The organism is Rahnella sp. Larv3_ips, from assembly GCF_003697865.1.
In the GTDB taxonomy this organism is placed as follows: domain Bacteria; phylum Pseudomonadota; class Gammaproteobacteria; order Enterobacterales; family Enterobacteriaceae; genus Rahnella; species Rahnella rivi.
In genome coordinates, this window is sequence record NZ_MJIB01000008.1 from 101,931 (window position 1) to 128,191 (window position 26,261).

Consider the following 26,261-nt stretch of genomic DNA (forward strand, 5'->3'; position numbering starts at 1 on the left):
TTTCGGGTTGCGCACCGCCACCACAAGGATTGTCCTTATGCCAGTAGCCAAAAAAAGACCGTTGGGCAATGCGTTCAAGTGGCTGGTCATCGCCCTGCTCGCCTGCTTATCCGGTTATCTGATCGTGCTGATGTATGCGCAGGGCGAAACCCTTTTTGCCGTTCTGGCGCTGATTCTCTCCAGCCTCGGCCTGTATATTTATGGCAACCGCCGCGCCTACTCGTGGCGCTACGTCTACCCCGGCCTGGCCGGGATGTCGTTATTTGTGCTGTTCCCGCTGGTTTGCACCATCGCGATTGCCTTCACCAACTACAGCAGCACTAACCAGCTGACCTTTGAGCGCGCGCAGTCGGTGCTGATGGGCCGTGAATTCCAGGGCGGAAAAGCACTCAATTTCGCGCTCTACCCTGCCGGTGACAAATGGCAGCTGGCACTGACTTCCGCAAATAACAGCGAGACGCTGGTTTCTCCGCCTTTTGCCTTTAACGCCTCCGCGCCGCAAACGCTGGAGATGCTGCCGCAGACCGCCCCTTCCGCTGAAAAAGCCGGGCTGCGGGTGGTGACGCAAAACCGCCTGGCGCTGGGCCAGATTTTGGCGAAATTACCCGACGGAGAAACGCTGCGCATGAGTTCCCTGCGCCAGTTCTCCGGCACGCAGTCGTTGTACAAACGGGGTGAAGATGGGAAAGAGCTGACCAACGTACAAACCGGCACCATTTACCGTCCGAACATGGACACCGGTTTCTATCAGGCAGTGAACGCTCAGGGTGAATGGCAGGCAGAAAAACTCAGCCCCGGTTTTACCGTCGGCATCGGCTGGGGCAACTTCCTGCGCGTATTGCATGACGAAGGGATCCAAAAACCCTTCCTGTCGATTTTCGTCTGGACCGTGGTGTTTGCCCTGCTGACCGTGGTGCTGACCGTGGCTGTCGGCATGGTGCTGGCCTGCGTGGTGCAGTGGGAAGAGCTGAAAGGCAAAGCGGCGTACCGCATCCTGCTGATCCTGCCTTACGCCGTCCCCGCGTTCATCTCGATTCTGATTTTCAAAGGGTTATTCAACCAGAGTTTTGGTGAGATCAACCTGATGCTCAGCGCGCTGTTTGGCATCAAACCGGCATGGTTCAGCGACCCGTGGACCGCCAAAAGCATGATCATTATCGTCAACACCTGGCTCGGTTATCCGTACATGATGATCCTGTGTATGGGCCTGCTGAAAGCCATTCCCGACGATCTTTACGAAGCCTCGGCGATGGACGGCGCGACGCCGATGCAGAACTTCTTCCGCATCACGCTGCCTTTGCTCATCAAACCGCTGACGCCGCTGATGATTGCCAGCTTTGCCTTTAACTTTAATAACTTCGTGCTGATTCAGTTACTGACCAACGGCGGACCGGACATGCTCGGCACCACCACGCCAGCGGGCCATACCGATTTGCTGGTCAGTTACACCTATCGCATCGCCTTCGAAGGCGGCGGCGGGCAGGACTTCGGGCTGGCGGCGGCGATTGCCACGCTGATCTTCCTGCTGGTCGGTGCGCTGGCTATCGTGAACCTGAAAGCCTCACGCATGAAATTCGACTAAGGAGAAACAGACAATGCCCATGGTTAAACCTAAGTCGCAGAAAGTCAGATTGCTGGTGACGCATCTTTTACTGCTGTGCTTTCTGGCGCTGATCCTGTTTCCGCTGCTGATGGTGTTCGCCATCTCGCTGCGGCCGGGTAACTTCGCCACCGGCAGCCTGATCCCGGATCAGGTGTCGTGGGATCACTGGAAACTGGCGCTCGGTATCGCCGTCACTAACAGCGACGGCAGCATCACGCCGCCGCCGTTCCCGGTGATGCTGTGGCTGTGGAACTCGATCAAAATCGCCGTGATTACCGCGATCGGGATCGTCGCCCTTTCCACCACCTGCGCCTACGCCTTTGCCCGCATGAAATTCCGCGGTAAAAGTTCGCTGCTCAAGGGAATGTTGATCTTCCAGATGTTCCCGGCGGTGCTGTCGCTGGTGGCGTTATACGCCCTGTTCGATCGCCTCGGCGTGTACGTGCCGTTCCTCGGCCTGAACACCCACGGCGGCGTCATTTTCGCGTATATGGGCGGCATCGCCCTGCACGTCTGGACCATCAAAGGTTATTTCGAAACCATCGACGGCTCGCTGGAAGAAGCCGCCGCGCTGGACGGCGCCACCCCGTGGCAGGCTTTCCGTCTGGTGCTGCTGCCGCTGTCGGTACCGATTCTGGCGGTGGTCTTTATTCTGTCGTTCATCGCGGCCATCACCGAAGTGCCGGTGGCATCGTTACTGCTGCGTGACGTCAACAGCTACACCCTGGCGGTCGGGATGCAGCAATACCTGAACCCGCAAAACTACCTGTGGGGCGATTTCGCGGCGGCAGCCATATTGTCCGCCATCCCGATTACGGCAGTGTTCCTGATTGCCCAACGCTGGCTGGTCGGCGGCTTAACGGCAGGCGGGGTGAAAGGTTAACGTAAGGCTAATGCGCTTGTTCCACTTGTAAGATTCCCTGTGTCTTGGGCGGCTGAATAAGCCGCCTTTTTTTATGCCTTATTTATGCAAACCGCTTTCCATTGCATTTTGCTTTTCGAGACGTATTCCATGAACAATAAATAAGCATCGGAATCGACCTTCGGAGGTGGTAATACTCAATATTCCTCTTAACATGCCTGCGGGACAAACCGTTAAAAGGAAGTCAGAGTGAACACGTCAGGATGGGTTTACGACATTGCCGAATTGGCATTTAACGAATTACAAAACAGGCTAAATGATCACCAGATAAACGTTCAGGTAAACTTTCTGGATAAACGTTCTGCTGTCGATCTTGAGCTCAGGCGAACGATGCTCGACTGGCGATTATGGTTCAAAGATAAACACTTCAGTCTTGAAAACCGGTTCACGCTGGCCATTCATTCCAGAGGCAGGCCACCCATAGTCATTGGTGCTGCAGTCTATTCTTACGATATTAAAGCCAACCGTGTTTCCATTCATATGCTGGAGCATTTTAAAAAAGACGTTCTGAACTCAGCATTGGAAAAGCGTATGGCTTTTTGTGCATTCTTTGCCGCTTATTTATTTGCAGATATCGTTGATGTAAAAGTCCTGAAAATAAGCAGACCTGTTCCGGGGCTGGCTTCTTTTTACCAGTACTGGGGATTTATTTATGACGAGCATGGGGATATGAAAGTTAACAAATCGCACTTGTTAAATAAATTACGCCATTTAGGTCAGCGAGGTGGAGTGCATGATTTTGAGTGGCCTGACGCGGGGCTTAGCTGAACCGGTATAGGAAATGCATTATTAAAACAGTAGAGTGTTCAAAATTCACACTAAAGGAAGAGTTATGAGAACAATTGATGAGATTTTAAAAACGTTACCCCCTGAAATAGTGGCTAATTATCATAGAAATAAAGAGCAACGCCGCATCGTTGGCGACATGATGTTTACCATCCTCGATCCCTGCGACATTCTGGTGGGCATTCTTGCTCAAGGCGAAGAAACAGCAACGCATTCTTCCTGTTAGGCCATACGTAAAAAAGCCCCTTGCGGGGCTTTCTTGATCCTTACTCAACTTCAGCTCACCGACACTTTCCGGCGGCGTTTATCGAGGTCTTTGATCAGCTTATTCACCTGCTCATCGGCAAACATCTCTTCGAGCGTGTGGGAAAGCTTACGACGCCAGTTCGGGTATTCGTCGCTGGTGCCGGGTACGTTGACCGGTGCGTCCATGTCCAGCCAGTCTTCCGGTTGCAGGCCGAGCAGGGCACAGGCGCTGTCGGCGACGTAGCGTTGCAGGCCGCGGTTAAGCACCGGGGTCATCTCCATCAGCGCGGCTTTACGCCCGGTTTTCTTCGGGATGCAATCGTAATGATGCAGCCCGTCGAGCAGACCCTGACGCGCACGGGCGCGGTCGGCGTACAGCTCTTCTAAAACCGCGTCGTCGCGGTACAACCCTAAGGTTTTGCCCAGCGCCAGATCATCGCTTTGCCAGTAACCGCGCAGCGTTGGCAGGTCATGCGTGGTGATGGTCGCCATCGCCTGCACCGGATACGACTGCGGTGCGCGGAAGTTGTTTTCCTCATCGCGCTCGAAATACAGCACTTTGTAGGAATAGACGCCGCTTTCACGCAGCTTACTGACGATCTCCACCGGTACCGTGCCCAGATCTTCGCCGATCACCATGCAGCGGTGACGCTGGCTTTCCAGCGCTAAAATCGCCAGCAGATCGTCCACCGGATATTGCACGTACGCGCCTTTATCCGCCGTTTCACCGGCCGGGATCCACCACAGGCGCAGCAACGTCATCACATGATCGATACGCAATGCGCCGCAGCTGGTCATGTTGGAACGCAGCAGATCGATAAACGGCTGATAGCCGCGCCTGACCATCACGTGCGGATCCATCGGGCGCAGATCCCAGTTCTGACCGAGCGGACCGAGAATATCCGGCGGTGCGCCGACCGAGGCTTTCAGGCAATAGAGTTCGCCATCGCCCCAGGTTTCGGATCCGCCTTCGACGACGCCGACCGCCAGATCGCGGTACAACCCCATCGGCATATCCTGCTGCTGGCTGGTGTGATAACAACGGGCGAACTGGGTTTCCGCCAGCCATTGCAGCCACAGATAAAATTCCACATCTTGCGCATGCTGCTCGCAAAATGCCCGCACGGCTGGCCCGCGTGCATTGTGATATTTCTCCGGCCAGCGGTTCCAGCCCAGCGCCACATCGGTTTCTTTCGCCAGATGCTCGTACAGCGCATCAAACGCCGCCTGAAGATACAGACTTTCACCACCCTGTTTGACGAAATTCGCCAGGGATTTCACCTGCGGATCCTGCGTTTTCCGGCCAAGAAAATGGGCGTACGCCAGCCGTAAACCTTCCAGTTTCAGCGGCATCACGCCGGCGTAATCGACCCAGTCATTGGCGCGAACGGCCTGCAAACGTTGCTGCGTCAGCGGCTGATGCCACCACTGCTGCGCGGCGTCGCTCAGCCTGAAATCGTCCACTGCGCCGACGTCGATATAAATGACGTTCAGCCAGCGGCGGGACGACGGGCTGTACGGGCTGGCCGCCACCGGATTGGCCGGATACAGCGCGTGGATCGGGGTCAGGCCGACAAACGCCCCGCCGCGTTCAGCGACGTTTTTCAGTAAGACGTTAAGATCGCCGAAATCGCCGATACCCCAGTTATTTTCCGAACGCAGCGTATAAAGCTGCACGCAGGCGCCCCACAGTTTTTTACCGGCCAGCAAAGCATCCGGTTCGTAACAGCGTTTCGGCGCAACAATGACCCGGCAATCCCACTGCTGTGCGTCCTGCGTCAGCGTCAGCTGGTGATAACCGGTGGGAATTTTCCCCGGCAGCGCCAGCGTCATTTTTCCGCTCACGCGCCCGTGAGAAGTGGCTCCGCTTTCCAGGCGCAGCGTCCAGCCGTATTCGCCGTCGCCCCCCACCGGCAACGCCAGACGGCTGCCGGTGACGAACACTTTCACCAACGGCACCGGCGTGACTGCCGGGTGGCGTTCTGCCACCCAGCCCATCGCCGATAACAGTTCGCGCTTGGTTTCAGCGGCAATCGCCTGCTGCTTGCCGTGCGCGTTAATAAAACCAGAGGAAATTCCCGCCTCCCTGGCGGCCTGCTCCAGTGCTTTGTTCTCCATGCGGGCTCCTTATCGCTTCGCCTGCCAGATCCGCTGCTGATAATCGCGGATCGAGCGGTCGGAACTGAACATCCCTACGCGGGCTGTGTTGAGAATGGTTTTACGCGTCCATTCCTGCTGATCGCGATACAGGGCATCGATTTTTTGCTGCGCCGCGCAGTAATCCGCGAAATCGGCCAGCACCAGATAAGGATCGCCGCCGCCGAGCAAACTGTCGAGCATCAGGCTGAACGCCTGTTTGTCGCCGTCGCTGAAGAAGCCGTTTTCCAGTTCTTTGAGGATCTTATCCAGATGCTTGTCTTTCTTGCGGATCTTCAGCGGATCGTAGCCTTTTGCCTGCAGTGCTTTGACCTGATCAACGGTATTCCCGAAGATGAAGATATTGTCTTCGCCGACTTCTTCGGCAATCTCGACGTTCGCGCCGTCGAGCGTACCGACGGTCAGTGCGCCGTTCAGCGCCAGCTTCATGTTGCCGGTGCCGGAGGCTTCTTTCCCGGCAGTAGAAATTTGCTCGGAAACATCGGCGGCCGGGATCATCAGTTCAGCCACGGAGACGCGGTAATCCGGGATAAACACCACTTTGATGCGATCACGCACCAGCGGATCGTTATTCACTTTTTCCGCCACTTTATTGATGGCGTAAATGATGTTTTTCGCCAGGTAATAACCCGGTGCCGCTTTCGCGCCGAACAGGAACACACGTGGCACCATGTCCATTTCCGGGTTATCGCGCAGCTGGCGGTACAACGACAGAATGTGCAGCAGGTTCAGATGCTGGCGTTTGTATTCGTGCAGGCGTTTGATCTGCACGTCGAAAATCGCGTCAGGGTTGAGCGTCAGCCCCATGACGTTTTTCACGTAATCCGCCAGTTTGATTTTGTTCTGGCGCTTAATATCCTGATAACGCTGGCGGAATTTTTTATCATCGGCGAAACCTTCCAGCCCTTTCAGGGCATCGAGATCGTTCACCCACTCGGTTTTCAGCGTCTCATCAATCAGCGATGACAGCGCCGGATTACACTGTTTCAGCCAGCGACGCGGCGTGATGCCGTTGGTGACATTGTGGAATTTGTTCGGCCATAGCTGGTGATATTCCGGGAACAGGTCTTTGACCACCAGTTCAGAATGCAGCGCCGCCACGCCGTTCACCGCAAAACCGCTGACCACGCACAGGTTCGCCATGCGCACTTGTTTGTTCTGGTGAACAGACAGTTTTTCCCAGACGGCTTTATCGCCCGGCCACTGTTTTTCGACCACTTTTTTGAAGCGGGCGTTAATGGCTTTGATAAGCGAGAAGTGGCGCGGCAGCAGGCTGCGGACCAGTTTTTCATCCCAGCATTCCAGCGCTTCCGGCATCAGCGTGTGGTTGGTGTAGGCGAAAGTCTGGCTGGTGATCGCCCAGGCGGCGTCCCAGTCCAGCTGGTGTTCGTCGAGCAAAATACGCAGCAGTTCAGGGATGGCGATGGTCGGGTGCGTGTCGTTGAGCTGGATGACTTCGAATTTCGGCAGATCCTGAATTTTGCGCCCCAGGAAATGATGGCGGCGCAGGATGTCGGCGACGGAACAGGCGCACTGGAAATACTGCTGCATCAGGCGCAGGCGTTTACCGGCGTCGTGGTTGTCATTCGGATACAGCACTTTGGTGAGCTTCGCGGCATCAATGCCTTTTTGCTCCGCTTTAAGAAATTCACCGTCGTTGAACAGGGTCAGATCAAACGGATGTACGTCAGTCGCCTGCCACAAACGCAGCGGCTGGGTGACGCCATTTTTGTAACCGACCACTGGCAGATCCCAGGCTTCACCGCGCAGGGTAAACGCCGGATGCCATTGTTCTTCGCCCTTTTCGTTCTTCGTCAGCTTGCCGCCAAAGGCGACATCAACGGACAGTGAGCTGTTGTGGCTGAACCACGTATAACTTTCCCGGTGCCAGTTGTCCGGCGCTTCCTGTTGTTTGCCTTCGCTGAACGACTGGCGGAATAACCCGTACTGATAATTCAGGCCGTAGCCGGTCGCCGGTTGCCCGACGGTCGCCATTGAATCGAGGAAACAGGCCGCCAGACGGCCTAATCCGCCATTGCCCAGCGCCGGATCGGTTTCCTGCTCCAGCACATCGGCCAGCTCAACGCCCTGCTCTTTCAGCGCCTGCTGTACGGTGTCGTACCAGCCGAGGTTGATCAGGTTATTCGCGGTCAGGCGCCCGATCAGGAATTCCATCGAAATATAGTTCACGTGCCGCTGCGGCTGCTTTGTCGCTGCGGGCACCGGCTGCGCACTGAGTTGTTCGGATAACGCGGCACTGGTGGCCTGCCACCACTGATGCGGCGTCATGTCCTGCGCCTGTTGTAAACCGAACCCCTGCCACTGGCGTTTCAGCGCGGCTAAAAACTGCGTTTTATCCAAAGTCACCTGCATCACATGCCTCTTTATCCGGGAATTTGTAGGGAAGTCTGATGTTGATTATCACTATGCTGACGCTTGTGTCGGTGAGCGGCATCATCCCGTCACAGATTAGGCGGGGAGGAGAAACGGGGCGTAGCCGGAGGAGACAGGGGGTCAGGGCGAACGGCGGAAAATTTGTATTAAGAAGTGTGATGCAGAGCAACTTAACGGCATGTAAAGACGTAACATTCTTGCAATCAATGTTTCAAAGGAGGACTTTAGGAAAAGTGATTAATTACACGCTGTGAAATAATTAAGCCGCCCCCCAGATTATCGTCAAAAGAATCGAAAAAAATGCTGATCCCGTCAAAACTGAGCCGCCCGGTGCGGCAGCAAAATACTGTGGTTCGCGATCGTCTGCTGACGAAACTCTCGACTGCGCCTAATTATCGTCTGACCCTGGTCGCCAGCCCGGCGGGCTATGGGAAAACGACGCTGGTGGCACACTGGGCGGCGGGTAAAAGCGATCTGGGCTGGTATTCTCTGGATGAAAGCGACAATCAGCCGGAGCGTTTTGCCAGCTACCTGATCGCCGCCGTTCAGCAGGCCTGCGGCGGTCATTGCGTGAAGAGCGAAGCCTTGAGCCAGAAGCATCAGTACGCCAGTTTGTCCGCGTTGTTCGGGCAACTGTTCGTGGAGCTTTCCGACTGGCACCGCCCGCTGTTGCTGGTGATCGACGACTACCATCTGATTTCGAACGATGCCATTCATGAGGGCATGCGCTTTTTCCTGCGCCATCAGCCGGAGAATATGTCGCTGGTGGTGCTCTCGCGTACCCTGCCACCGCTGGGCATCGCGAACCTGCGCGTGCGCGACCAGTTGCTCGAGCTGAACGCTTCCCATCTGGCCTTTACCCACCCCGAAACACAACAATTCTTCGACTGCCGCCTCAGGGATCCGATCGATCAGGCTGACAGCAGCCGTCTGTGTGATGACGTCGCGGGCTGGGCCACCGCGCTGCAACTGATTGCGCTCTCAGCGCGCCAGTCCACCACGCCGGCCCAACAGTCAACTCAGCAATCCGCCCGTAAACTTGCCGGGCTGAATGCCAGCCATTTATCCGAGTATCTGGTGGATGAAGTGCTGGATCGCGTGGATGCGCCGACGCGTGATTTCCTGCTGCGCTGCTCGCTGCTGCGCTCAATGAATGACGCGCTGATTGTGCGTCTGACCGGCGGAGACAATGGCCAGCAGCGCCTGGAAGAATTAGAGCGCCAGGGATTATTCATCCATCGCATGGATGACACGGGCGAATGGTTTAACTTCCACCCTTTGTTTGCCACCTTCCTGCGTCAGCGCTGCCAGTGGGAACTGGCGGCTGAACTGCCCGCCATTCATCGTGCGGCTGCCGAAGGCTGGCTGGCGCAAGGCTTCCCCGCCGAAGCTATTCATCACGCGCTGGGAGCCGAAGACACCGATATGCTGCGGGATATTCTGCTGCAACACGCCTGGGCGTTGTTCAATCAAAGCGAACTGGCCTTGCTGGAAGAGTGTCTTAACGCGCTGCCGTATGAGCGCCTGATCCAAAATCCCAAGCTGGTCCTGTTGCAGGCCTGGCTGGCACAAAGTCAGCATCGTTATGCCGAAGTGGAAACCCTGCTGGTGCGCGCGGAAAGTGAAATGCAACAGCGCAGCATTGTGATGGAACAGGACATGACCGCCGAGTTCGACGCCCTGCGCGCGCAGGTGGCGATCAACGATGGCCGTCAGGATGAGGCGGAAAAACTGGCCGCCGATGCCCTGCGTTTCCTGCCGTATGAAAGCTATTACAGCCGCATCGTCGCCACCTCAGTCACCGGTGAGATTCAGCACTGCAAAGGCGATCTCACCCGCGCGCTGCCGCTGATGCAGCAAACTGAACAGATCGCCCGCCGGTACGAAGCTTATCACTACGCGTTATGGGCGCTGCTGCAACAGAGTGAAATCCTGATTGCTCAGGGCTATTTGCAGGCGGCCTATGAAATGCAGGATCGCGCGTTTGAACTGGTGCGCGAGCAACATCTCGAACAGTTACCGATGCATGAATTCCTGCTGCGTCTGCGGTCACAGTTATTGTGGTCGTGGTCGCGGCTTGACGATGCCGAAGAGGCCGCCCGTGAAGGGCTCAACGTGCTGACCAATTTCCAGCCGCAGCAGCAGTTGCAATGTCTGGCGATGCTGGCGAAATGCTCGCTGGCGCGCGGCCAGCTCGACAACGCGCACCACCATTTACAGCGCTGCGAAGCCCTGCTTAAAACCGGTCAGTACCATATTGACTGGCTGACCAACACCGACAAGCCACGGGTGATTTACTGGCAGATGATCGGCGATAAAGCCGCCGCGCGACAATGGCTGCAACAGGCCAGAAAACCGGACATGGCGGACAACCATTTCCAGCAGGGGCAGTGGCGCAATATTGCCCGCGTGCAGATTTTGCTGGAGAAGTTTGATGAAGCCGAAGTGGTTTTGGATGAACTGAATCAGAACGCCCGCCAGCTGCGTCTGACCAGCGATCTGAACCGCAATCTGCTGCTGAGTAATCTGCTGTACTGGCATACCGGGCGCAAAAGCGACGCGCAGAAAGTCCTGATCGAAGCGCTCGGGCTGGCGAACCGCACCGGCTTTGTCAGCCACTTCGTCATCGAAGGCGAAATGATGGCGCAGCAACTTCGTCAGCTGATTCAGCTTAATTTGCTGCCCGAGCTGGAACAGCGCCGCGCCCAGCAAATCCTGCGCGAGATTAACCAGCATCACCGCCACAAGTTTGCGCATTTCGACGAAGGCTTCGTTAATAAGCTGCTGACCCACCCGCAGGTGCCGGAACTCATTCGCACCAGCCCGCTGACCCAGCGCGAGTGGCAGGTACTGGGGCTGATCTACTCCGGTTACAGCAATGATCAGATCGCCGGTGAGCTGGATGTGGCGTCCACCACCATCAAAACGCATATCCGTAACCTGTATCAAAAACTCGGCGTCGCACACCGCCAGGAAGCTGTGCAGCAGGCTCAGCATCTCTTGCAGGTGATGGGCTACGGCGCGTAATTCCTTTACTTCATTCCCGCCTTTAATAACGCACGGCCATGAATCAGCTGTGCGTTATACATAAAATGCATTAGCGAGCAATTTTTGCTCATCGCCCCTGCTCATGACGAAAATCTGATGATATAATGTGACATGCATCACATTATTGTGTTTCTTCATTTCTTCAGTAAGCCCATTGCTCACCCTGTTTAAACAGCCTTTGCGGCTGATTTTGGCATCGTGCAACCGGCTGTAGTGAGTAAGGATTTTATCAATGGGAACGTTAACTGCCGGAATAGTCATGATGCGCTGGGAATTGCTGAGCGCTTTTTTGATGTTCTGCACCAGCCAGCTCAATATTCTGTGCCGCCAGTCGAGCCGCAACACCATGGCTTTCGTCTGTAGCGGTCTTGGCCTGACGGTGACCTGTTTCTTTGTCATGAGCCTGATGGGCATGACTTACAACGCCGCTGCCATTACGCAATTCTGGTCAATGACCAAAGACGTTTTCTTCGATGTGATGAGTAAAACCCCCACCGATATGCCCTTCTATTATTAATGCCGTTTTATTATTGATTCCTGCCTGACAGATTGATCGGCTTTTTCCGGGCTGAGCTTCACGCTCTGCCCGGCGCGTTGTGCAAAAATCTCCCTTCCCGCGCTATTTCATCGCTCATTACTGAACCGATTTGTCATCTAATCCTAATTGTCTGAAATTGCGGGGTATATCGAGCGTCTTTTAGTAGCCATCTGCCCGATTACCTGTAAATTGCGATCTGTCTCCACAGGTAAAAGATAATGTGCCGCACGATAAAACTATTGATTGCTAATAGTTGAAGGGTCGTATTAGATTCTCACACTATACTTTTCTTAGAATGATCATTGATTTGTTTGCTTCAGGCTGCTGAATTTTCTCTGTTTTGGCATCCCTGCTTATGGCTGAAGGAATTCCGATGAATACGCATCACATGCTCGGCGCGTTTGTGCTACTGGTAAGTTCTGCTTCTGCTCTGGCAGTAGAAACGGCGGGTATACCTCAGAATCAGGTAAAAGAGCGCAACGCGTTCATTGCTGATCTGATGAAAAAAATGACTCTTGATGAAAAAATTGGTCAGTTGAATCTGGTGACCGTCGGGACTGATTATCCGAAAGAAGCGATCATGGCCGATATTCGCGACGGCAAAGTCGGTGGCGTATTTAATACCGTGACCAAACCCGATATTCGCCGCCTTCAGGATGAGGTGAAAAACAGCCGCCTGAAAATTCCTCCTTTCTATGCGTATGACGTGGTACACGGCCAGCGCACTATTTTCCCGATCAGCCTCGGTCTGGCAGCCAGCTGGGACATGCAGGCCGTGGCCACCAGCGCACGCATTTCTGCAAAAGAAACCGCAGCCGATGGCCTGAACATGACGTTCTCGCCGATGGTAGACGTGACCCGCGATCCACGCTGGGGCCGTGTTTCCGAAGGTTTCGGTGAAGACACCTATCTCACTTCACGCCTCGCGCATGAAATGGTTACCGGTTACCAGGGCAAAGACCCGTCTGCCCCTGACGCTGTGATGGCAAACGTCAAACACTACGCGTTGTACGGCGCTGTTGAAGGCGGCCGGGAATATAACACCGTGGATATGAGTCTGACGCGCATGTTCAACGACTACATGCCACCGTACAAAGCCGCTGTCGATGCGGGTGCGGGCGGTGTGATGGTGGCGCTGAACAGTATCAACGGCACGCCTGCCACCTCCAACACCTGGCTTTTAAAAGACATTCTGCGTGACGACTGGCAATTCAAAGGCCTGACCGTCAGCGACCACGGCGCTATCGGCGGCCTGGTCAAACACGGCGTAGCCGAAGACGATCGTCAGGCGGCGGCCATGGCATTGAAAGCCGGTGTCGATATGGACATGGCGGATAACATGTACGGCAAGTATCTGAAAGGCCTGCTCGCCGACGGCATGGTCAGCCAGAATGATATCGACCGCGCGGTGCGTGACGTACTGGCCGCAAAATGGGACATGGGCCTGTTTGTGGATGAGTACCGTCATTTAGGCCCGCAGTCGAGCGACCCGGCAGATACCAACGCCGAAAGCCGCCTGCACCGCAACGAAGCGCGCGAAGTGGCGCGAACCTCGCTGGTGCTGCTCAAAAACAACAATCAGACATTACCGTTGCAGAAAGCGGGCACCATCGCCGTGATCGGACCGCTGGCTGACAGCAAACGTGACGTCATGGGCAGCTGGTCTGCCGCCGGTAAAGCGGCTCAGGCGGTAACCGTCCTGCAGGGCATGAAAGATGTGCTCGGCGATAAAGGCAACGTTCTGTATGCACGCGGCGCTAACGTCACTGACGATCAGGCCATGGTGGATTTCCTCAACTCTTACGACAAGCAGGTGATCAACGACACACGTAAACCGCAGGAAATGATTGATGAAGCCGTGAAAACCGCTGAAAAATCTGACGTTGTGGTCGCGGTCGTTGGTGAAGCGCAAGGTATGGCGCACGAGGCGTCCAGCCGTTCTGAACTGAACATTCCGCAAAGCCAGCGCGACTTACTGAAAGCCCTGAAAGCGACCGGCAAACCGCTGGTCATTGTTCTGATGAATGGCCGTCCGCTGACGCTGTCATGGGAAAATGAAATCTCCGACGCGATGCTGGAAACCTGGTTCAGCGGCACCGAAGGCGGTCATGCGATTGCTGACGTGCTGTTTGGCGATTACAACCCGTCAGGAAAATTGCCGATGACCTTCCCGCGCGCAGTGGGTCAGATCCCGCTGTATTACAGCTTCCTTAATACCGGACGTCCGTTTAATCCGCAGCATCCGGATAAATACACCACCCGCTATTTTGATATCACTAACGGCCCGCTGTTCCCGTTCGGTTATGGTCTGAGCTATACCGACTTCAGCGTCTCTGACGTCAGCCTGTCTTCCACCACCATGGATGCCAAACACCCGCTGACCGCCAGCGTGACGGTGAAAAATACCGGTAAACGCAGCGGCGCGACCATCGTGCAGCTGTATTTGCAGGACGTCACCGCGTCCATCAGCCGTCCGGTCAAGCAGCTGAAAAACTTCGAGAAAATCGAGTTGCAGCCGGGTGAGCAAAAAGTCGTCACCTTTACAGTGAACGAACAGGATCTGCGTTTCTACAATGATCAGCTGAAATGGGCTTCCGAGCCTGGCAAGTTCAACGTCTTCGTTGGGCTGGATTCAGAAAACGTCAAACAAACCAGCTTCCTGCTGAAGTAATCTCGAAAGCGATCTCCGGGCGGCATGCTCGCCCGGAGATCGGTCAAAAGCCCCTCAGTGCTGACGGCATCCGGCAACGCGTGTCGTCAGCACTGGGCGGCAATTTCTGCCCGTAAACTGGATATATAACGGACAGTTGCTAACCTTAATTTCAATGTGTTATGCCCTTTTGCCTTTATCCGCCGGATGCGGAGCGTTGCGAGTGGGCTCAACAGAGTAAGCTCCGTCTGTGCTGACTGTCGCCAGGTCACTGCGCTGACGGCGTTTTGCGTTCTTTGCGGAGAAACATTCCATGGTCGACTCACAAGATGCCTCCATCCTGTACCTGCATTTTGGTACGCCCCGCCCATACTGGCGACTGGGTTCAGACAGCAACGCGCTGGAGTTATCTGCTGAGAAAGGCATCGTCAACGTGGCGATCTCCCTGACCCAATGGCAGGCAGGAAAGATCAGGCAACTGACCGGGATTACCTCAAGTTTTACGCTGGACATCACGCTGTTCGGATCACAGGTGCGCCTGTTTCTGGTGGGCCGAAAAATTGATGGTCAGGTCTGGGCGGGCACTGCGTCGGCCTATCAGGACACCGAGTCCGTCGCGCACGATTTAGAGGTCGGACTGACCTTTGCAGAGCAGGTCGTTTCCGAAGCCAATTCCGTGATCGTCATTATCGATCAGGAAGGCAAAATCCACCGTTTTAACCGGCTGAGCGAAGAGTACACCGGCCTGCGTGAAGAGGATGTTATCGGGCGCAGCGCCTACGATTTATTCATGTCGATGGAAGAAGGTCTGGCCTCACGTCAGAACATCAGCAGTTTCTTTCAGCACCAGCAATCCTACGAAGTCGAACGCTGGATCAATACCGTCAAAGGCCAGCGGCTGTTCCTGTTTCGCAATAAATTCGTTCACAGCGGCAGCGGAAAGCAGCAAAAATTTCTGATCTGCTCAGGCTCAGACATCACGGACGAACGTAAAGCGCAGGAGCGCTTACGCGTGCTGGCAAACACCGATCTTGTTACCGGTTTCGCGAATCGTAACGCGTTGCAGGAATCCCTGGCGACGGCGCTGAAAGACCGGGGTGACACGAAAGTCGGGCTGATTTACCTCGATCTCGACAACTTCAAAAAAGTTAACGACGCCTACGGGCATATGTTTGGCGACCACCTGCTGCGCGCAGTGTCAGATGCGATTCAGGATTGCCTTTCAGCCAACGATAAACTGGCCCGTCTTGGCGGCGATGAATTCATCATTCTCAGCTCAAACGCTGAAATCAAAACGATGGAAGCGCTGAGTCAGCGTGTTTTACACCGTCTGAGTATGCCGTTTCGTATCGGGCTGATTGAAGTCTACACCGGCTGTTCCGGCGGGATTGCCATTTGCCCTGAACATGGCACCGACGGCGATACCCTGCTGCAAAATGCCGATACCGCCATGTACGTGGCGAAGGAAAAGGGCAAAAACTCGCACTGCGTATTCTCTGTGGAAATGAATCAGAAAGCGGCGGAATACATGTGGCTGGACACCCATCTGCGTAAAGCGCTGGCGGAAAAAGATCAGCTGGTGCTGTATTACCAGCCGAAGGTGTCGCTGTACGGCGCGGTCAACAGCGTCGAGGCGCTGCTGCGCTGGCAGTCCCCGGAGCGCGGGCTGATTCAGCCGCAAAGTTTCATTCCCTACGCTGAAGAGTCCGGGCTTATCACGCCGCTTGGAAAATGGGTCATCGAAACCGCTACCCGTCAGGCGACAGAATGGCAGAAAAAAGGCCTCAACCTGCGCGTGGCGGTTAATCTCTCCGGGCGTCAGCTCAATAACGGGTCGTTCATCACCACGCTGGCAGAAGCCATGAAAACGTCAGGCATGAAAGGCTGTTTGCTGGATTTTGAGCTGACAGAAAGCTGCCTGGTGGAAGACGAAGGCGCAGCGGTCACCATGATTAATCAGTTACATAAGCTGGGCGCGCAGGTGCATCTGGATGACTTCGGCACCGGGTATTCTTCGTTGTCACAACTGGCGCGCATCCCGCTGGACTGCATCAAGCTCGACCAAAGTTTTGTGCGGGGAATCAATGACAATCCGGTGTCTCAGGCGCTGGTACGGGCCATTGTTGCGGTGGCAAAAACGTTGCAACTGACGGTGGTGGCAGAAGGGGTTGAAACGGCGGAAGAAGAAAAGCTGATCGACGAAATTGGCGTGGACAGCAAACAAGGTTTTCTTTACGCCAAGCCAATGCCCGCAACGGAACTCGAGCACTGGCTTGATGATAAAAACGTTGCTTCACCCAATGTGTTTAAACATAAAGCCAAACAGAAATAGCACCACTGACGGGCTTTTTCTGTTTGCTGCTAGCCGGTTTTACGCAATGACGCCGTATGCCGGTTTTGCAGCATGACCAGCCGCTCCATGTAACTCAGATCTTTCTCCTCCAGCGTAAATGCCGCATCCACCCAATCCTCCGTGATATCCATCAGTTCCGAACGCGACAGCTGCAATACACGCTGGCGTGCGCGGAGCATCGCACGTATCCCGTTAAGTTTTGGCCGCAACGTATCCATAAAGGTACGCGTGGCGTTGAACGCCTCACCGGGCTGGAACAGGACATCCACCAGTCCCCGGCTTTCGAACCATTCCGCCGTATGCGATTCGCCGGTAGTGATCAGCTCCTCCGCGAGCCGCATCCCGGCTTTACGTGATACCAGCGAATAGCCCCCCATACCGGGGAACAGGTTAAACGCGATTTCAGGAAACCCCATCCTGGCCGTGTTCTGCGCCAGCACGTAATGGTGCGCCAGTGCCGCTTCAAACCCGCCTCCCAGCGCCGTTCCTTCAATCATCGACAAACTGATGGCACCGACATCAAACCCGCGCGCGGCGGCGTGTACGCAGTCCACACAGGCTCTGGCGTAAGCGCGCAATGCTTCGCGCTTGTTGTTTACGATGGAATCGACAAAGAAGCTGAGATCGCCGCCGACGTTGTACATATTGGGGACCAGCGAGCCGGTGACCCAAAAGTCGAAACGCAGCCCCGACGCTTTCGCGGCGTAGGTCAGCGTCATGATGTCTTCGATAAGCTCCTGATTAAAACAAGGACGTGGATAAGACCTGAGCATCATCCACATGACATTACGGCCTTCTTCATAATAGGCAGCAATTTGCGACAAATGCCCGGCTTCGGTAAACGGACGGCAGGCTGTATGGTCAATAAGATTCATAGTATATATCCAGGTTAGAATTGAATTTTAGGGTGAAGCAGCTCCAGCCTAGTCCAGCTCTAACCCGAACTGAATCGATTCGAGGTGTTTTTATAAGAATATTCCTAATACACGAAATTCAATAAAAAAATGTTAAAAATAAACAACCTGCAATCAATCAATGTTGTGTAAAAACAGTGAAATAATGATTTCTCCCGCAAAAAGGCACTCGTTCGCCTCCTCAGTAATAACCTGTTAATTAAATAAACCTGATTAATAATATGAGGAAGAGTTAATAAAACCTTTCCGTTTTGCCACAGTGATACACGTCACAATCATGGCGCGCCCGCTTTCCAATTCTTCTGCCACCCGCTAAATTGAATTCATCTCCTCCGACCACTTAAGAGAATTCCATGACTGAACGCGCTTCGCTGTTTTATCCACACCTGCTGGCGCCGCTGGATTTAGGCTTTACGCAGCTGAAAAACCGCGTGCTGATGGGATCCATGCACACCGGTCTTGAAGAGCTGGAAGACGGGCCGGAACGGCTGGCGGCTTTTTATGCCGAGCGTGCCGCAGCGGGCGTCGGGCTTATCGTGACCGGCGGTATTTCGCCCAATGCGCAGGGCGTGGTTTATCAGGGCGGTTCGATCCTTGCCGAACAGCAACACATCACCCACCACCGTGTGGTGACCCGCGCGGTGCATGCCGCCGGGGGGAAAATCGCGCTGCAAATTCTGCACGCCGGACGCTACAGCTATCAGCCAAATCCGGTCGCACCTTCTGCCCTGCAGGCACCGATTAACCGTTTTACGCCCCATGCGTTGAGCGAAGAAGAGATCGAGGCAACGCTGGAAGACTTCGCGCGCTGCGCAGCGCTGGCCAAGGAGTCAGGTTATGACGGCGTGGAAATTATGGGCTCGGAAGGTTATCTGATTAATCAGTTTCTGGCCGCCAGAACCAATCAGCGCAGCGACCGCTGGGGCGGTTCGGCTGAAAACCGGATGCGTTTTGCTATCGAAGCCGTGCGCCGCGTGCGTGAAACCTGCGGGCAGGCATTCATCATTATTTATCGCTTATCCATGCTGGATCTGGTCGAAGAAGGCTCGGACTGGCAGGAAGTCGAAACGCTGGCGCAGCGCATTGAACAGGCGGGCGCGAGCATCATCAATACCGGTATCGGCTGGCACGAAGCGCGGATCCCGACCATCGCCACCATGGTGCCGCGCGCCGCGTTCAGCTGGGTGACGCAAAAACTGATGGGCAAAGTCGGCATTCCGCTCATCACCACCAACCGTATCAATGACCCCGACGTGGCTGAGAAAATTCTCGCCGAAGGCTGCGCGGACATGGTGTCGATGGCGCGTCCGTTCCTCGCCGATCCGGCGTTTGTGGAAAAAGCCGCACAGGGCCGGGCTGATGAAATCAATACCTGCATCGGCTGCAATCAGGCCTGTCTGGATCAGATTTTCGCTGGCGAAGTGACGTCCTGTCTGGTGAATCCGCGCGCCTGCCGGGAAACACAGCTGCCGGTGACCCGCGCGCAGGTTCCCAAACGCCTGGCCGTCGTCGGTTCGGGCCCCGCCGGGCTGGCCTTTGCCACCACTGCCGCCAGCCGCGGGCATCACGTCACCCTGTTCGACGCACACAATGAAATCGGCGGGCAATTTAATGTCGCCAAACAGATCCCCGGCAAAGAAGAGTTTTATCAGACGTTACGCTATTACTCGCGCCAGCTGACGCTGCTTGGCGTGACGCTGCGCCTCGGCGAAACCGTCGGCGCCAGCCAGCTGACAGGCTATGACGAAGTGATCCTCGCCTGCGGTATTTCACCGCGCCTGCCGGACATTGCGGGCATAGATCATCCGTGCGTACTGACCTATCTCGACGTGTTGCGGGATAAAAAACCGGTCGGCCAGCGCGTCGCCATTATCGGCGCAGGCGGCATTGGTTTTGATACTGCCGAATACCTGATACATAACGGCCCATCGTCGAGCCTGAGTGCTCAGGCCTTCAGCCACGAATGGGGGATCGACCAGAGCCTGACGCACCGTGGCGGGCTGGCGCCGTCTGGCCCGCAGCCGGAACCCGCCGCGCGGGATATCGTGTTGCTGCAACGCAAAACCACTAAAGTCGGCGCAGGACTGGGCAAAACCACCGGCTGGATCCACCGCGCCAGCCTGCTGCAGCGAGGCGTGAAAATGCAAAGCGGCGTGAGGTACGAGCGCATCGACGACGCAGGTTTGCACCTTGTCATGAATGGTCAGCCGGTATGTCTGGAAGTGGATAACGTGATTATCTGCGCCGGACAGGAGCCGCAGCGGGCGTTGTATCAGCCATTACAGGCGGCGGGTAAAACCGTGCATCTGATTGGCGGCGCAGACATCGCCGTCGAGCTGGATGCACGCCGGGCAATCGATCAGGGCACGCGGCTGGCACTGAACATGTAGACAATCGCCCTGGAGAATCACAGACGAAAAAAAAGCCGCGTGAGCGGCTTTTTTACTTCAGGACTTCAGGCTAAGGCATCAATCAGTGATGCGACGCCGTTTTCACCGCGCGCAGAATGACGAATTTCTGGTTGGTGGCGATAGTCGTGCAGTTACCGAACAGGCGACGCAGTTTCTGGTAGTAATCCAGATGACGGTTGCCGACGATGCGCAGTTCGCCGCCGGTTTGCAGGCAACGTTTGGCATCGCAGAACATGCGCCAGGCGGTGTCATCGCTGACGACCGTGCCCTGATGGAATGGCGGGTTACACAGCACCGCGTCCAGGGTTTCGCGTTCAACACCGGCCAGCATGTTGTTCACTTCGAAATGACAGCGGCTGACATCCTGCGGCAAGTTGTTTTCAACGTTGATACGGCTGGATTCCACCGCCATGTAGGATTCATCGACGAACAGCATTTCCGCGTCCGGGTTCAGTGCCAGGGCTGTCATGCCGATGACGCCGTTACCGCAGCCTAAATCCACCATGCGTCCTTCAATGCCTTCCGGCAAATGTTGCATGAAGAAACGCGCACCGATATCCAGACCGCCGCGTGAGAATACGTTCGCGTGGTTGGAGATACGGAATTCACTGTCGTCCAGCGCCCATTCGGCGATCACCGGTTCGGCGGCCTGTGCTGGCAAAGTGGCTTCGCAATGGATCAGACGCGCTTTTTTCCACGCCAGACTGGTTTTGGTCGGGCCGAGGATTTTTTCAAACAGTTGCAGCGTGGAGGTGTGGATATCACGGGCTTTCGCCCCGGCGATAATCTGGGTGTCCGGCGTCACGACTTCGCGCAGGGCCAGCAGTTGCTGTTCAAGCAGCGCCAGCGTTTTTGGCACCTTGATGATGACCAGACCCGGATTGATCGGCAACGGCACCAGGCTGCTTTGCGCTGCCACGGCGTCTTCGTCAAAACCGTTGAGACGCAAGTTGTGGCGCGTGGCCAGCTGGCTCATGAAAGAGTCATTGATGCTGGTGGGACTGAACGCCTGCAATGCGCACGCCAGCGTGCCAAAAGCATCGTTGAAAATCAGCAGCGGACGGCCATTGAGCTCACCGGTGTTCAGGGTTTGCAGCAGATATTCATCAGCAGCTTCCCATGCCTGCAACTGCGTTGCCGCTTCGTCCTGCGGATAACGTTCCAGATCCAGTTGCAGTAACTGCCCACCTACTTCGGTTTCGAATTGGCTCATTGGCCCTCCTCAATATTCAATTTGCGCTGTTTATCCCCTAAATTGGGCTATCAGTAAAATGTTTTTTCAGTTAAAAAGGGGTTTATCTGCCGGATCCCAGCGATCGCGCTAAAATCCACGTTTATCGTTACGGCATCTTTTCCCCGTCAATAAGAGACAAAGCAAACAGTTATGCCTGAATTGACCTATCTGCAAGGCTATCCCGAGCACCTTCAGGCTCAGGTGCGTCAGTTAATCGACCAGGAACGTTTAGGTAAAGTCTTGCTGACGCGGTATCCGCAACCGCACGAGCTGACCACCGATAAATCGCTCTATCAGTATACGCTGGACCTGAAAAATCAGTTTTTGCGCAGTTCATCACCGTTAAGCAAAGTGGCCTACGACAATAAAATCCACGTGATGAAGCACGCGCTCGGCCTGCATACGGCGATTTCGCGTATTCAGGGCGGCAAGCTGAAAGCCAAAGCGGAAATCCGCGTGGCGACGGTGTTTAAAAGCGCGCCGGAAGCTTTTCTGAAAATGATCGTGGTGCACGAGCTGGCGCATCTTAAAGAGAAAGATCACAACAAAGCCTTCTATAGCCTGTGCTGTCATATGACGCCCGACTATCATCAGTTAGAATTCGACACGCGCATGTATCTGACGCATCTGGAAATATTCGGCAAGTTGTATCAATAATTAACCTACCAATAGGGAACACGCATGATTCGCTTTGCTGTCGTCGGCACCAACTGGATCACCCAACGTTTTATTGATGCCGCGCACGAGAGCGGAAAAATGAAGCTCACGGCGATTTATTCACGCACGCTGGAAGGTGCCAAAAAGCTGGGCGAGGATTATCCGGTCGGGCACTATTTTGATTCTCTTGAAGAAATGGCGGCGTCTGACCTGATTGATGCGGTCTACATCGCCAGCCCGAATTCATTGCATTACGCACAGTCTCTGCTGTTCCTCAGCCATAAAAAACACGTGATGTGTGAAAAGCCGCTGGCTTCTAATCTGCGTGAGGTTGAAAGCCTGATGGCCTGTGCGAAAGAGAACAACGTGGTGCTGTTTGAAGCGTTTAAAACGGCGTACCTGCCGAACTTCCTGCACATGAAAGGGGCGCTGAACCGCATCGGTAAATTGCGTAAAGCCATTCTGAATTACTGCCAGTATTCATCGCGTTATCCGCGTTATCTGGCGGGCGAAAATCCAAACACCTTCAACCCGGCGTTTTCCAACGGCTCGATCATGGATATCGGCTATTACTGTCTGGCCAGTGCCGTGGCGCTGTTTGGCGAACCGTTGTCCATCAATGCCACCGCCACCTTGCTGGAAAGCGGTGTCGACGGTCAGGGGACGGTGATCTTGTCTTATGCCGATGACTTCGTCGTGGTCATTAACCATTCCAAAATCAGCGACTCTCATCTGCCAAGCGAGATTCAGGGTGAGGAAGGGACGCTGCAAATGGAAAAAATTTCCGAATGCCAGACGCTGAGCCTGACGCCGCGAGGCAGCCAGAAGCTGGATCTGACGCAGCCACAGCACATCAACACCATGCTGTATGAAGCAGAAACGTTTGCGATTCTGGTGGATAACCAGTTTGTCGCGCATCCGGGGCTGGAAGTCTCGCGCATCACTGCCAAAGTGCTGACGGAAATCCGCCGTCAGACCGGGGTGGTGTTCCCTGCCGACCATCAGCCTTAACGATTATCACCCATTCGGGAGTCACAGATGACCGCACCCAGTCTGAAGCCGTTGTTGATTTTGCAAACCGGCCACGCGCCGGAGCCTGTCCGCCGGGCGCACGATAATTTCCCGCAGATGTTTATTCGTCAGGGCAATATCGACGCGCAGCAGGTGGTGATTGTGGATTTACAGGCCGGTGAGCGCCCGCTGCCGCCGGAACACTATTGCGGAGCGATCATTACCGGTTCGCGCAGCATGGTGACGGAGCATCTGACGTGGAGCGAAGAAGCGGCGGACTGGGTACGCCTCGGGATGTTGCAGGAATTGCCGATGTTTGGTGCCTGCTACGGTCATCAGCTGATGGCTTACGCGCTGGGCGGCGAGGTGGATTACCATCCGCAGGGCATTGAACTCGGTACGCATGAAGTCACGCTGACGCCTGCCGGACATCTTGATCCGCTGGTTTCGCAGCTTCCGGCGCAGTTCGCGGCGAACCTGATCCACCTGCAAACCGTGATCACTCCGCCCGCCACCGCAACGGTGCTGGCGAAAACGCAGCACGATCCGCATCAGATTTTGCGCTACGGCCCGAACGCCATCAGCACGCAGTTCCATCCGGAATTCAGTCTGGCGGTGATGAAGACCTATCTGACCTGGCTGAGTTCGATCGCCGAGGACGACCGTGTAGACTTTGCCCATCAGGCTCAGCAACTTAGCGAAACACCGCTCAGCCAGGGTTTGCTGCGGGCGTTCGTGGGTGCCTTGGGTAAGCGACAGGCACTGGCGGGATAAAGTGCAAAGATATGTCAAAATGTTGACAGCAGTTACACTTTGAATTAATTTTTGGATCGCAAAGGGGAGTAACTTCTTCGTCGGATAATCGTCATTACGGTGTCTGGACCCGCGCTCACAGCAGCGCTGTCTCAGTCACCCGGTTACCGGGGCAACCAGAATCGTATTCTTTGGATGAATACATCTCGTTGTAAGTGAGACCTTGCCGGATGGCGAGGTTTGCTTACAGCTCAGAGAGAGCGGCTAACGTCTTCCGACGCTGGCCGTTTTTTTTTGATGTTTTTCGGAGGACAACGTAATGATGAATTCAGTAGGCAACCCGATGTTATGGGGCGCATTTGCCGTTGTTGTGGTGATTATGCTCGCGTTCGATCTGCTGTTGCAGGGCCGCAAAGGCGCGCAGGTCATGACCATGAAAAGCGCCGCTGTCTGGTCGCTGGTGTGGATTGGCCTGTCGTTGTTATTTAACGTCGGCTTCTGGTGGTATCTCAACGGCGAGTTTGGACGCGAAGTCGCAGACGCGCAGGCCACGATGTTCCTGACCGGCTATCTGCTGGAAAAAGCGCTGGCGGTGGATAACGTCTTCGTCTGGTTGATCCTGTTCAGCTACTTCTCCATTCCAGCCAACCTGCAGCGCCGCGTGCTGATCTACGGCGTGCTGGGTGCGATCGTGCTGCGTACCGGCATGATTTTCGCGGGCAGCTGGCTGGTGGGTCAGTTCAGCTGGATTTTGTACGTGTTCGGTGCGTTTCTGCTGTTCACCGGGATTAAAATGGCGCTGACCAAAGAAGATGACGGCGAGGTGGGCGAAAAGCCGGTGATCCGCTGGCTGCGCAGCAAAATGCGCATGACCGACGAATTGCACGGTGAGAAATTCTTTATACGCCGCAACGGCATTCTGTTCGCCACACCGCTGCTGCTGGTGCTGATTATGGTGGAGCTGAGCGACGTGATTTTCGCGGTCGACAGTATTCCGGCCATCTTCGCCGTGACGACCGACCCGTTCATCGTGCTGACGTCCAACCTGTTTGCCATCCTCGGCCTGCGTGCGATGTACTTCCTGCTGGCGGGCGTGGCGGAAAGATTCTCAATGCTGAAATACGGTCTGGCGGTGATCCTGATTTTCATCGGTATCAAGATGCTGTTGCTCGACGTGTTCCATATTCCTGTCGGCGTTTCGCTGGGCGTGATTGCTTCGATTTTGATCATCACCCTGCTGATTAACACCTGGGTGAACCGTCGTAACGATCTACAAAATACGCGCAAGTCATAGCATTACTCAGGAATAACGAATGGGCGGATATCACGACCATTCGTTATTTTACCTGTCTTATTTTCAGTGAAGTTTATCAAAACTTATTTCCATTGATATAACGCCGATTACGATCCCCTTCAACTGAGCGAGGAGGAGCCTGGCAGGCAACGCTACGCTGTGGCTCTCTCATTCCATCTGTCCTTATGTATGATATTACCGTCGCAGTGCTTCCAGGTAATCGCCTCATAGCGTAGCTGAATGTTTTCCAGATGCGTTCCCGTTGTGCCGCCAGGATGGAGCGTAGGAGTGATCGCAGTGATCTTCACATTCTCTAGCAGAATATTGAAATACTCATGTTCCATGCCTGAATCCACTATCTGATACATCTTTATTGTTGCAGATTTCAGTACCAGATTATTTGTGAGAGCGCGGTATAGACAGGTGGTGAGCAAACGATTTCAACTCAATGGCACCCACACGGCCAGAAACCAACGAGCCGCCGATAATCGGAGAATTATTTTCATCTTTCAGAAATAAATAAGCGGGAACTGACATGTTATATCCTTATAAAGTTAATTGTCACGTTTGCCACTGCCTGTGATTTTATCAATCACTTTGTACAAGACGTATAAAAATACGAGCCAGGTTACTAGACCTACAAACTTCATCGGCCACGGCTCGATATACATAATGCAAAGTATTGACCCAAATATAATTAATGGTGCAAATGCGAACTCAAATAAATAATAAATTATAAATGCAATTACTTTTCCGAGTGCAGCAAGCACCATCTTGAAGGTTTTAAAAAACACCCCGTCTTTAGGCATTTATTTTCTTCCTCACCAACTCAATTATTTTTCTGAATACAGGCTCGCCTTGCGTCATTCTGATATGCATCGCATCTACAAAAGGTTGAACAGATGGCTAAAATAAGAAGTAAAGGAGATCATAGTCTTTCGGACTCAATAAATTAAAGAGTTCTGGGTTTTCAGCCTCCAACCTTTCAGAGGTTCGTATTCGCCAGCCTCAGTCAGCACACCGCACTATACTATAAATTTTCCAGAATACTTTGGCACCAACAAGCATTTCATCAAATTACTCACTCTGCACAAGCTTGCCTGACATGACTTGTTCTTAATTTTGTTATTCTAAAATTCATATATTGTGTAAAACACACACTTATTAGAATTTCGTTAAACACAACATATAAAATAAATCACTCACATTAGAGTTTGATATCCGGCCACGGCATCAGCGGTAAATGACCGGCCGGAGCGGCATGGGCGGAAACACAAAGCAGCAGGGATG

Annotated in this window: 17 protein-coding genes and 1 pseudogene; 13 read left to right on the forward strand and 5 right to left on the reverse strand. The window is 54.5% G+C overall.

Annotated features, from left to right (window positions below):
• The first annotated feature begins 37 nt into the window (after nt 1–37).
• The 4 genes from malF to ED901_RS13765 all read left to right on the forward strand — a co-directional run bounded on the left by malF (nt 38) and on the right by ED901_RS13765 (nt 3,537).
• A complete protein-coding gene (gene malF / locus ED901_RS13750) occupies nt 38–1,582 on the forward strand; it encodes a maltose ABC transporter permease MalF (RefSeq protein WP_122096246.1) in 1,545 nt (514 codons plus the stop codon).
• A 13-nt stretch (nt 1,583–1,595) separates the two neighbouring features.
• A complete protein-coding gene (gene malG / locus ED901_RS13755) occupies nt 1,596–2,486 on the forward strand; it encodes a maltose ABC transporter permease MalG (RefSeq protein ID WP_056782385.1) in 891 nt (296 codons plus the stop codon).
• Nucleotides 2,487–2,714: 228 nt separating this feature from the next.
• On the forward strand, nt 2,715–3,293 hold the full coding sequence (locus ED901_RS13760; RefSeq protein WP_122096247.1) for a hypothetical protein: 579 nt from the start codon (nt 2,715–2,717) through the stop codon (nt 3,291–3,293).
• A gap of 64 nt (nt 3,294–3,357) precedes the next feature.
• Nucleotides 3,358–3,537, forward strand: coding sequence for a hypothetical protein (locus ED901_RS13765; RefSeq protein ID WP_122096248.1), 180 nt, complete (start codon nt 3,358–3,360; stop codon nt 3,535–3,537).
• A gap of 50 nt (nt 3,538–3,587) precedes the next feature.
• Here ED901_RS13765 and malQ read toward each other — a convergent pair whose 3' ends face one another.
• Together malQ and malP are read right to left on the reverse strand one after the other, a co-directional pair.
• Nucleotides 3,588–5,675 (reverse strand): 4-alpha-glucanotransferase, encoded by a 2,088-nt coding sequence (gene malQ / locus ED901_RS13770; protein WP_122096249.1) that lies wholly within the window; start codon nt 5,673–5,675, stop codon nt 3,588–3,590.
• Between the two features lie 9 nt (nt 5,676–5,684).
• On the reverse strand, nt 5,685–8,087 hold the full coding sequence (gene malP, locus ED901_RS13775) for a maltodextrin phosphorylase (RefSeq protein ID WP_122096250.1): 2,403 nt from the start codon (nt 8,085–8,087) through the stop codon (nt 5,685–5,687).
• A gap of 321 nt (nt 8,088–8,408) precedes the next feature.
• Here malP and malT point away from each other — a divergent pair, with 321 nt between their 5' ends.
• The 4 genes from malT to pdeR all read left to right on the forward strand — a co-directional run bounded on the left by malT (nt 8,409) and on the right by pdeR (nt 16,676).
• A complete protein-coding gene (malT, locus tag ED901_RS13780; protein WP_056782388.1) occupies nt 8,409–11,135 on the forward strand; it encodes an HTH-type transcriptional regulator MalT in 2,727 nt (908 codons plus the stop codon).
• 253 nt (nt 11,136–11,388) lie between these two features.
• Nucleotides 11,389–11,673 carry a YjcB family protein gene (locus ED901_RS13785; RefSeq protein ID WP_122096251.1) on the forward strand — a complete coding sequence of 95 codons (285 nt, stop codon included), beginning with the start codon at nt 11,389–11,391 and terminating at the stop codon, nt 11,671–11,673.
• Between the two features lie 394 nt (nt 11,674–12,067).
• Entirely contained in the window at nt 12,068–14,365 is a 2,298-nt protein-coding gene (gene bglX / locus ED901_RS13790; protein ID WP_122096252.1) for a beta-glucosidase BglX, read from the forward strand.
• 292 nt (nt 14,366–14,657) lie between these two features.
• Complete coding sequence (gene pdeR, locus ED901_RS13795) at nt 14,658–16,676, forward strand: cyclic di-GMP phosphodiesterase (protein ID WP_122096253.1); 2,019 nt, start codon at nt 14,658–14,660, stop codon at nt 16,674–16,676.
• Nucleotides 16,677–16,705: 29 nt separating this feature from the next.
• Here pdeR and ED901_RS13800 read toward each other — a convergent pair whose 3' ends face one another.
• Nucleotides 16,706–17,572, reverse strand: a complete 867-nt coding sequence (locus tag ED901_RS13800; RefSeq protein WP_056782392.1) for a crotonase/enoyl-CoA hydratase family protein — start codon at nt 17,570–17,572, stop codon at nt 16,706–16,708.
• A gap of 392 nt (nt 17,573–17,964) precedes the next feature.
• Between ED901_RS13800 and ED901_RS13805 the strand changes: the two genes are divergently transcribed.
• Nucleotides 17,965–20,001, forward strand: coding sequence for an NADPH-dependent 2,4-dienoyl-CoA reductase (locus ED901_RS13805; RefSeq protein ID WP_122096254.1), 2,037 nt, complete (start codon nt 17,965–17,967; stop codon nt 19,999–20,001).
• Between the two features lie 82 nt (nt 20,002–20,083).
• On the opposite strand, the gene rlmG is transcribed toward ED901_RS13805, so the two are convergent.
• Nucleotides 20,084–21,235, reverse strand: coding sequence for a 23S rRNA (guanine(1835)-N(2))-methyltransferase RlmG (rlmG, locus tag ED901_RS13810; protein WP_056782394.1), 1,152 nt, complete (start codon nt 21,233–21,235; stop codon nt 20,084–20,086).
• A 171-nt stretch (nt 21,236–21,406) separates the two neighbouring features.
• On the opposite strand from rlmG, the gene ED901_RS13815 reads away from it, so the two are divergent.
• The 4 genes from ED901_RS13815 to ED901_RS13830 all read left to right on the forward strand — a co-directional run bounded on the left by ED901_RS13815 (nt 21,407) and on the right by ED901_RS13830 (nt 24,971).
• Nucleotides 21,407–21,913, forward strand: a complete 507-nt coding sequence (locus ED901_RS13815) for a M48 family metallopeptidase (protein WP_056782395.1) — start codon at nt 21,407–21,409, stop codon at nt 21,911–21,913.
• Nucleotides 21,914–21,937: 24 nt separating this feature from the next.
• On the forward strand, nt 21,938–22,924 hold the full coding sequence (locus tag ED901_RS13820) for a Gfo/Idh/MocA family protein (RefSeq protein WP_056782396.1): 987 nt from the start codon (nt 21,938–21,940) through the stop codon (nt 22,922–22,924).
• Between the two features lie 27 nt (nt 22,925–22,951).
• The gene (locus tag ED901_RS13825; RefSeq protein ID WP_122096255.1) at nt 22,952–23,698 is read left to right on the forward strand and encodes a glutamine amidotransferase; all 747 of its coding nucleotides are present in this window, start codon (nt 22,952–22,954) and stop codon (nt 23,696–23,698) included.
• A 298-nt stretch (nt 23,699–23,996) separates the two neighbouring features.
• On the forward strand, nt 23,997–24,971 hold the full coding sequence (locus tag ED901_RS13830; protein WP_305775599.1) for a TerC family protein: 975 nt from the start codon (nt 23,997–23,999) through the stop codon (nt 24,969–24,971).
• Between the two features lie 152 nt (nt 24,972–25,123).
• Here ED901_RS13830 and ED901_RS13835 read toward each other — a convergent pair.
• A pseudogene (locus tag ED901_RS13835) lies at nt 25,124–25,508 on the reverse strand (Hcp family type VI secretion system effector).
• Nucleotides 25,509–26,261: the final 753 nt, after the last annotated feature.

Excerpts from the sequence above, each read along its gene's own strand:
- malF (WP_122096246.1), top strand. The coding sequence starts at position 38 with ATGCCAGTAGCCAAAAAAAGACCGTTGGGCAATGCGTTCAAGTGGCTG.
- malG (WP_056782385.1), top strand. The coding sequence starts at position 1,596 with ATGCCCATGGTTAAACCTAAGTCGCAGAAAGTCAGATTGCTGGTGACG.
- ED901_RS13765 (WP_122096248.1), top strand. The coding sequence starts at position 3,358 with ATGAGAACAATTGATGAGATTTTAAAAACGTTACCCCCTGAAATAGTG.
- malQ (WP_122096249.1), bottom strand. The coding sequence starts at position 5,675 with ATGGAGAACAAAGCACTGGAGCAGGCCGCCAGGGAGGCGGGAATTTCC.
- malP (WP_122096250.1), bottom strand. The coding sequence starts at position 8,087 with ATGCAGGTGACTTTGGATAAAACGCAGTTTTTAGCCGCGCTGAAACGC.
- malT (WP_056782388.1), top strand. The coding sequence starts at position 8,409 with ATGCTGATCCCGTCAAAACTGAGCCGCCCGGTGCGGCAGCAAAATACT.
- ED901_RS13785 (WP_122096251.1), top strand. The coding sequence starts at position 11,389 with ATGGGAACGTTAACTGCCGGAATAGTCATGATGCGCTGGGAATTGCTG.
- bglX (WP_122096252.1), top strand. The coding sequence starts at position 12,068 with ATGAATACGCATCACATGCTCGGCGCGTTTGTGCTACTGGTAAGTTCT.
- pdeR (WP_122096253.1), top strand. The coding sequence starts at position 14,658 with ATGGTCGACTCACAAGATGCCTCCATCCTGTACCTGCATTTTGGTACG.
- ED901_RS13800 (WP_056782392.1), bottom strand. The coding sequence starts at position 17,572 with ATGAATCTTATTGACCATACAGCCTGCCGTCCGTTTACCGAAGCCGGG.
- ED901_RS13805 (WP_122096254.1), top strand. The coding sequence starts at position 17,965 with ATGACTGAACGCGCTTCGCTGTTTTATCCACACCTGCTGGCGCCGCTG.
- rlmG (WP_056782394.1), bottom strand. The coding sequence starts at position 21,235 with ATGAGCCAATTCGAAACCGAAGTAGGTGGGCAGTTACTGCAACTGGAT.
- ED901_RS13815 (WP_056782395.1), top strand. The coding sequence starts at position 21,407 with ATGCCTGAATTGACCTATCTGCAAGGCTATCCCGAGCACCTTCAGGCT.
- ED901_RS13820 (WP_056782396.1), top strand. The coding sequence starts at position 21,938 with ATGATTCGCTTTGCTGTCGTCGGCACCAACTGGATCACCCAACGTTTT.
- ED901_RS13825 (WP_122096255.1), top strand. The coding sequence starts at position 22,952 with ATGACCGCACCCAGTCTGAAGCCGTTGTTGATTTTGCAAACCGGCCAC.
- ED901_RS13830 (WP_305775599.1), top strand. The coding sequence starts at position 23,997 with ATGATGAATTCAGTAGGCAACCCGATGTTATGGGGCGCATTTGCCGTT.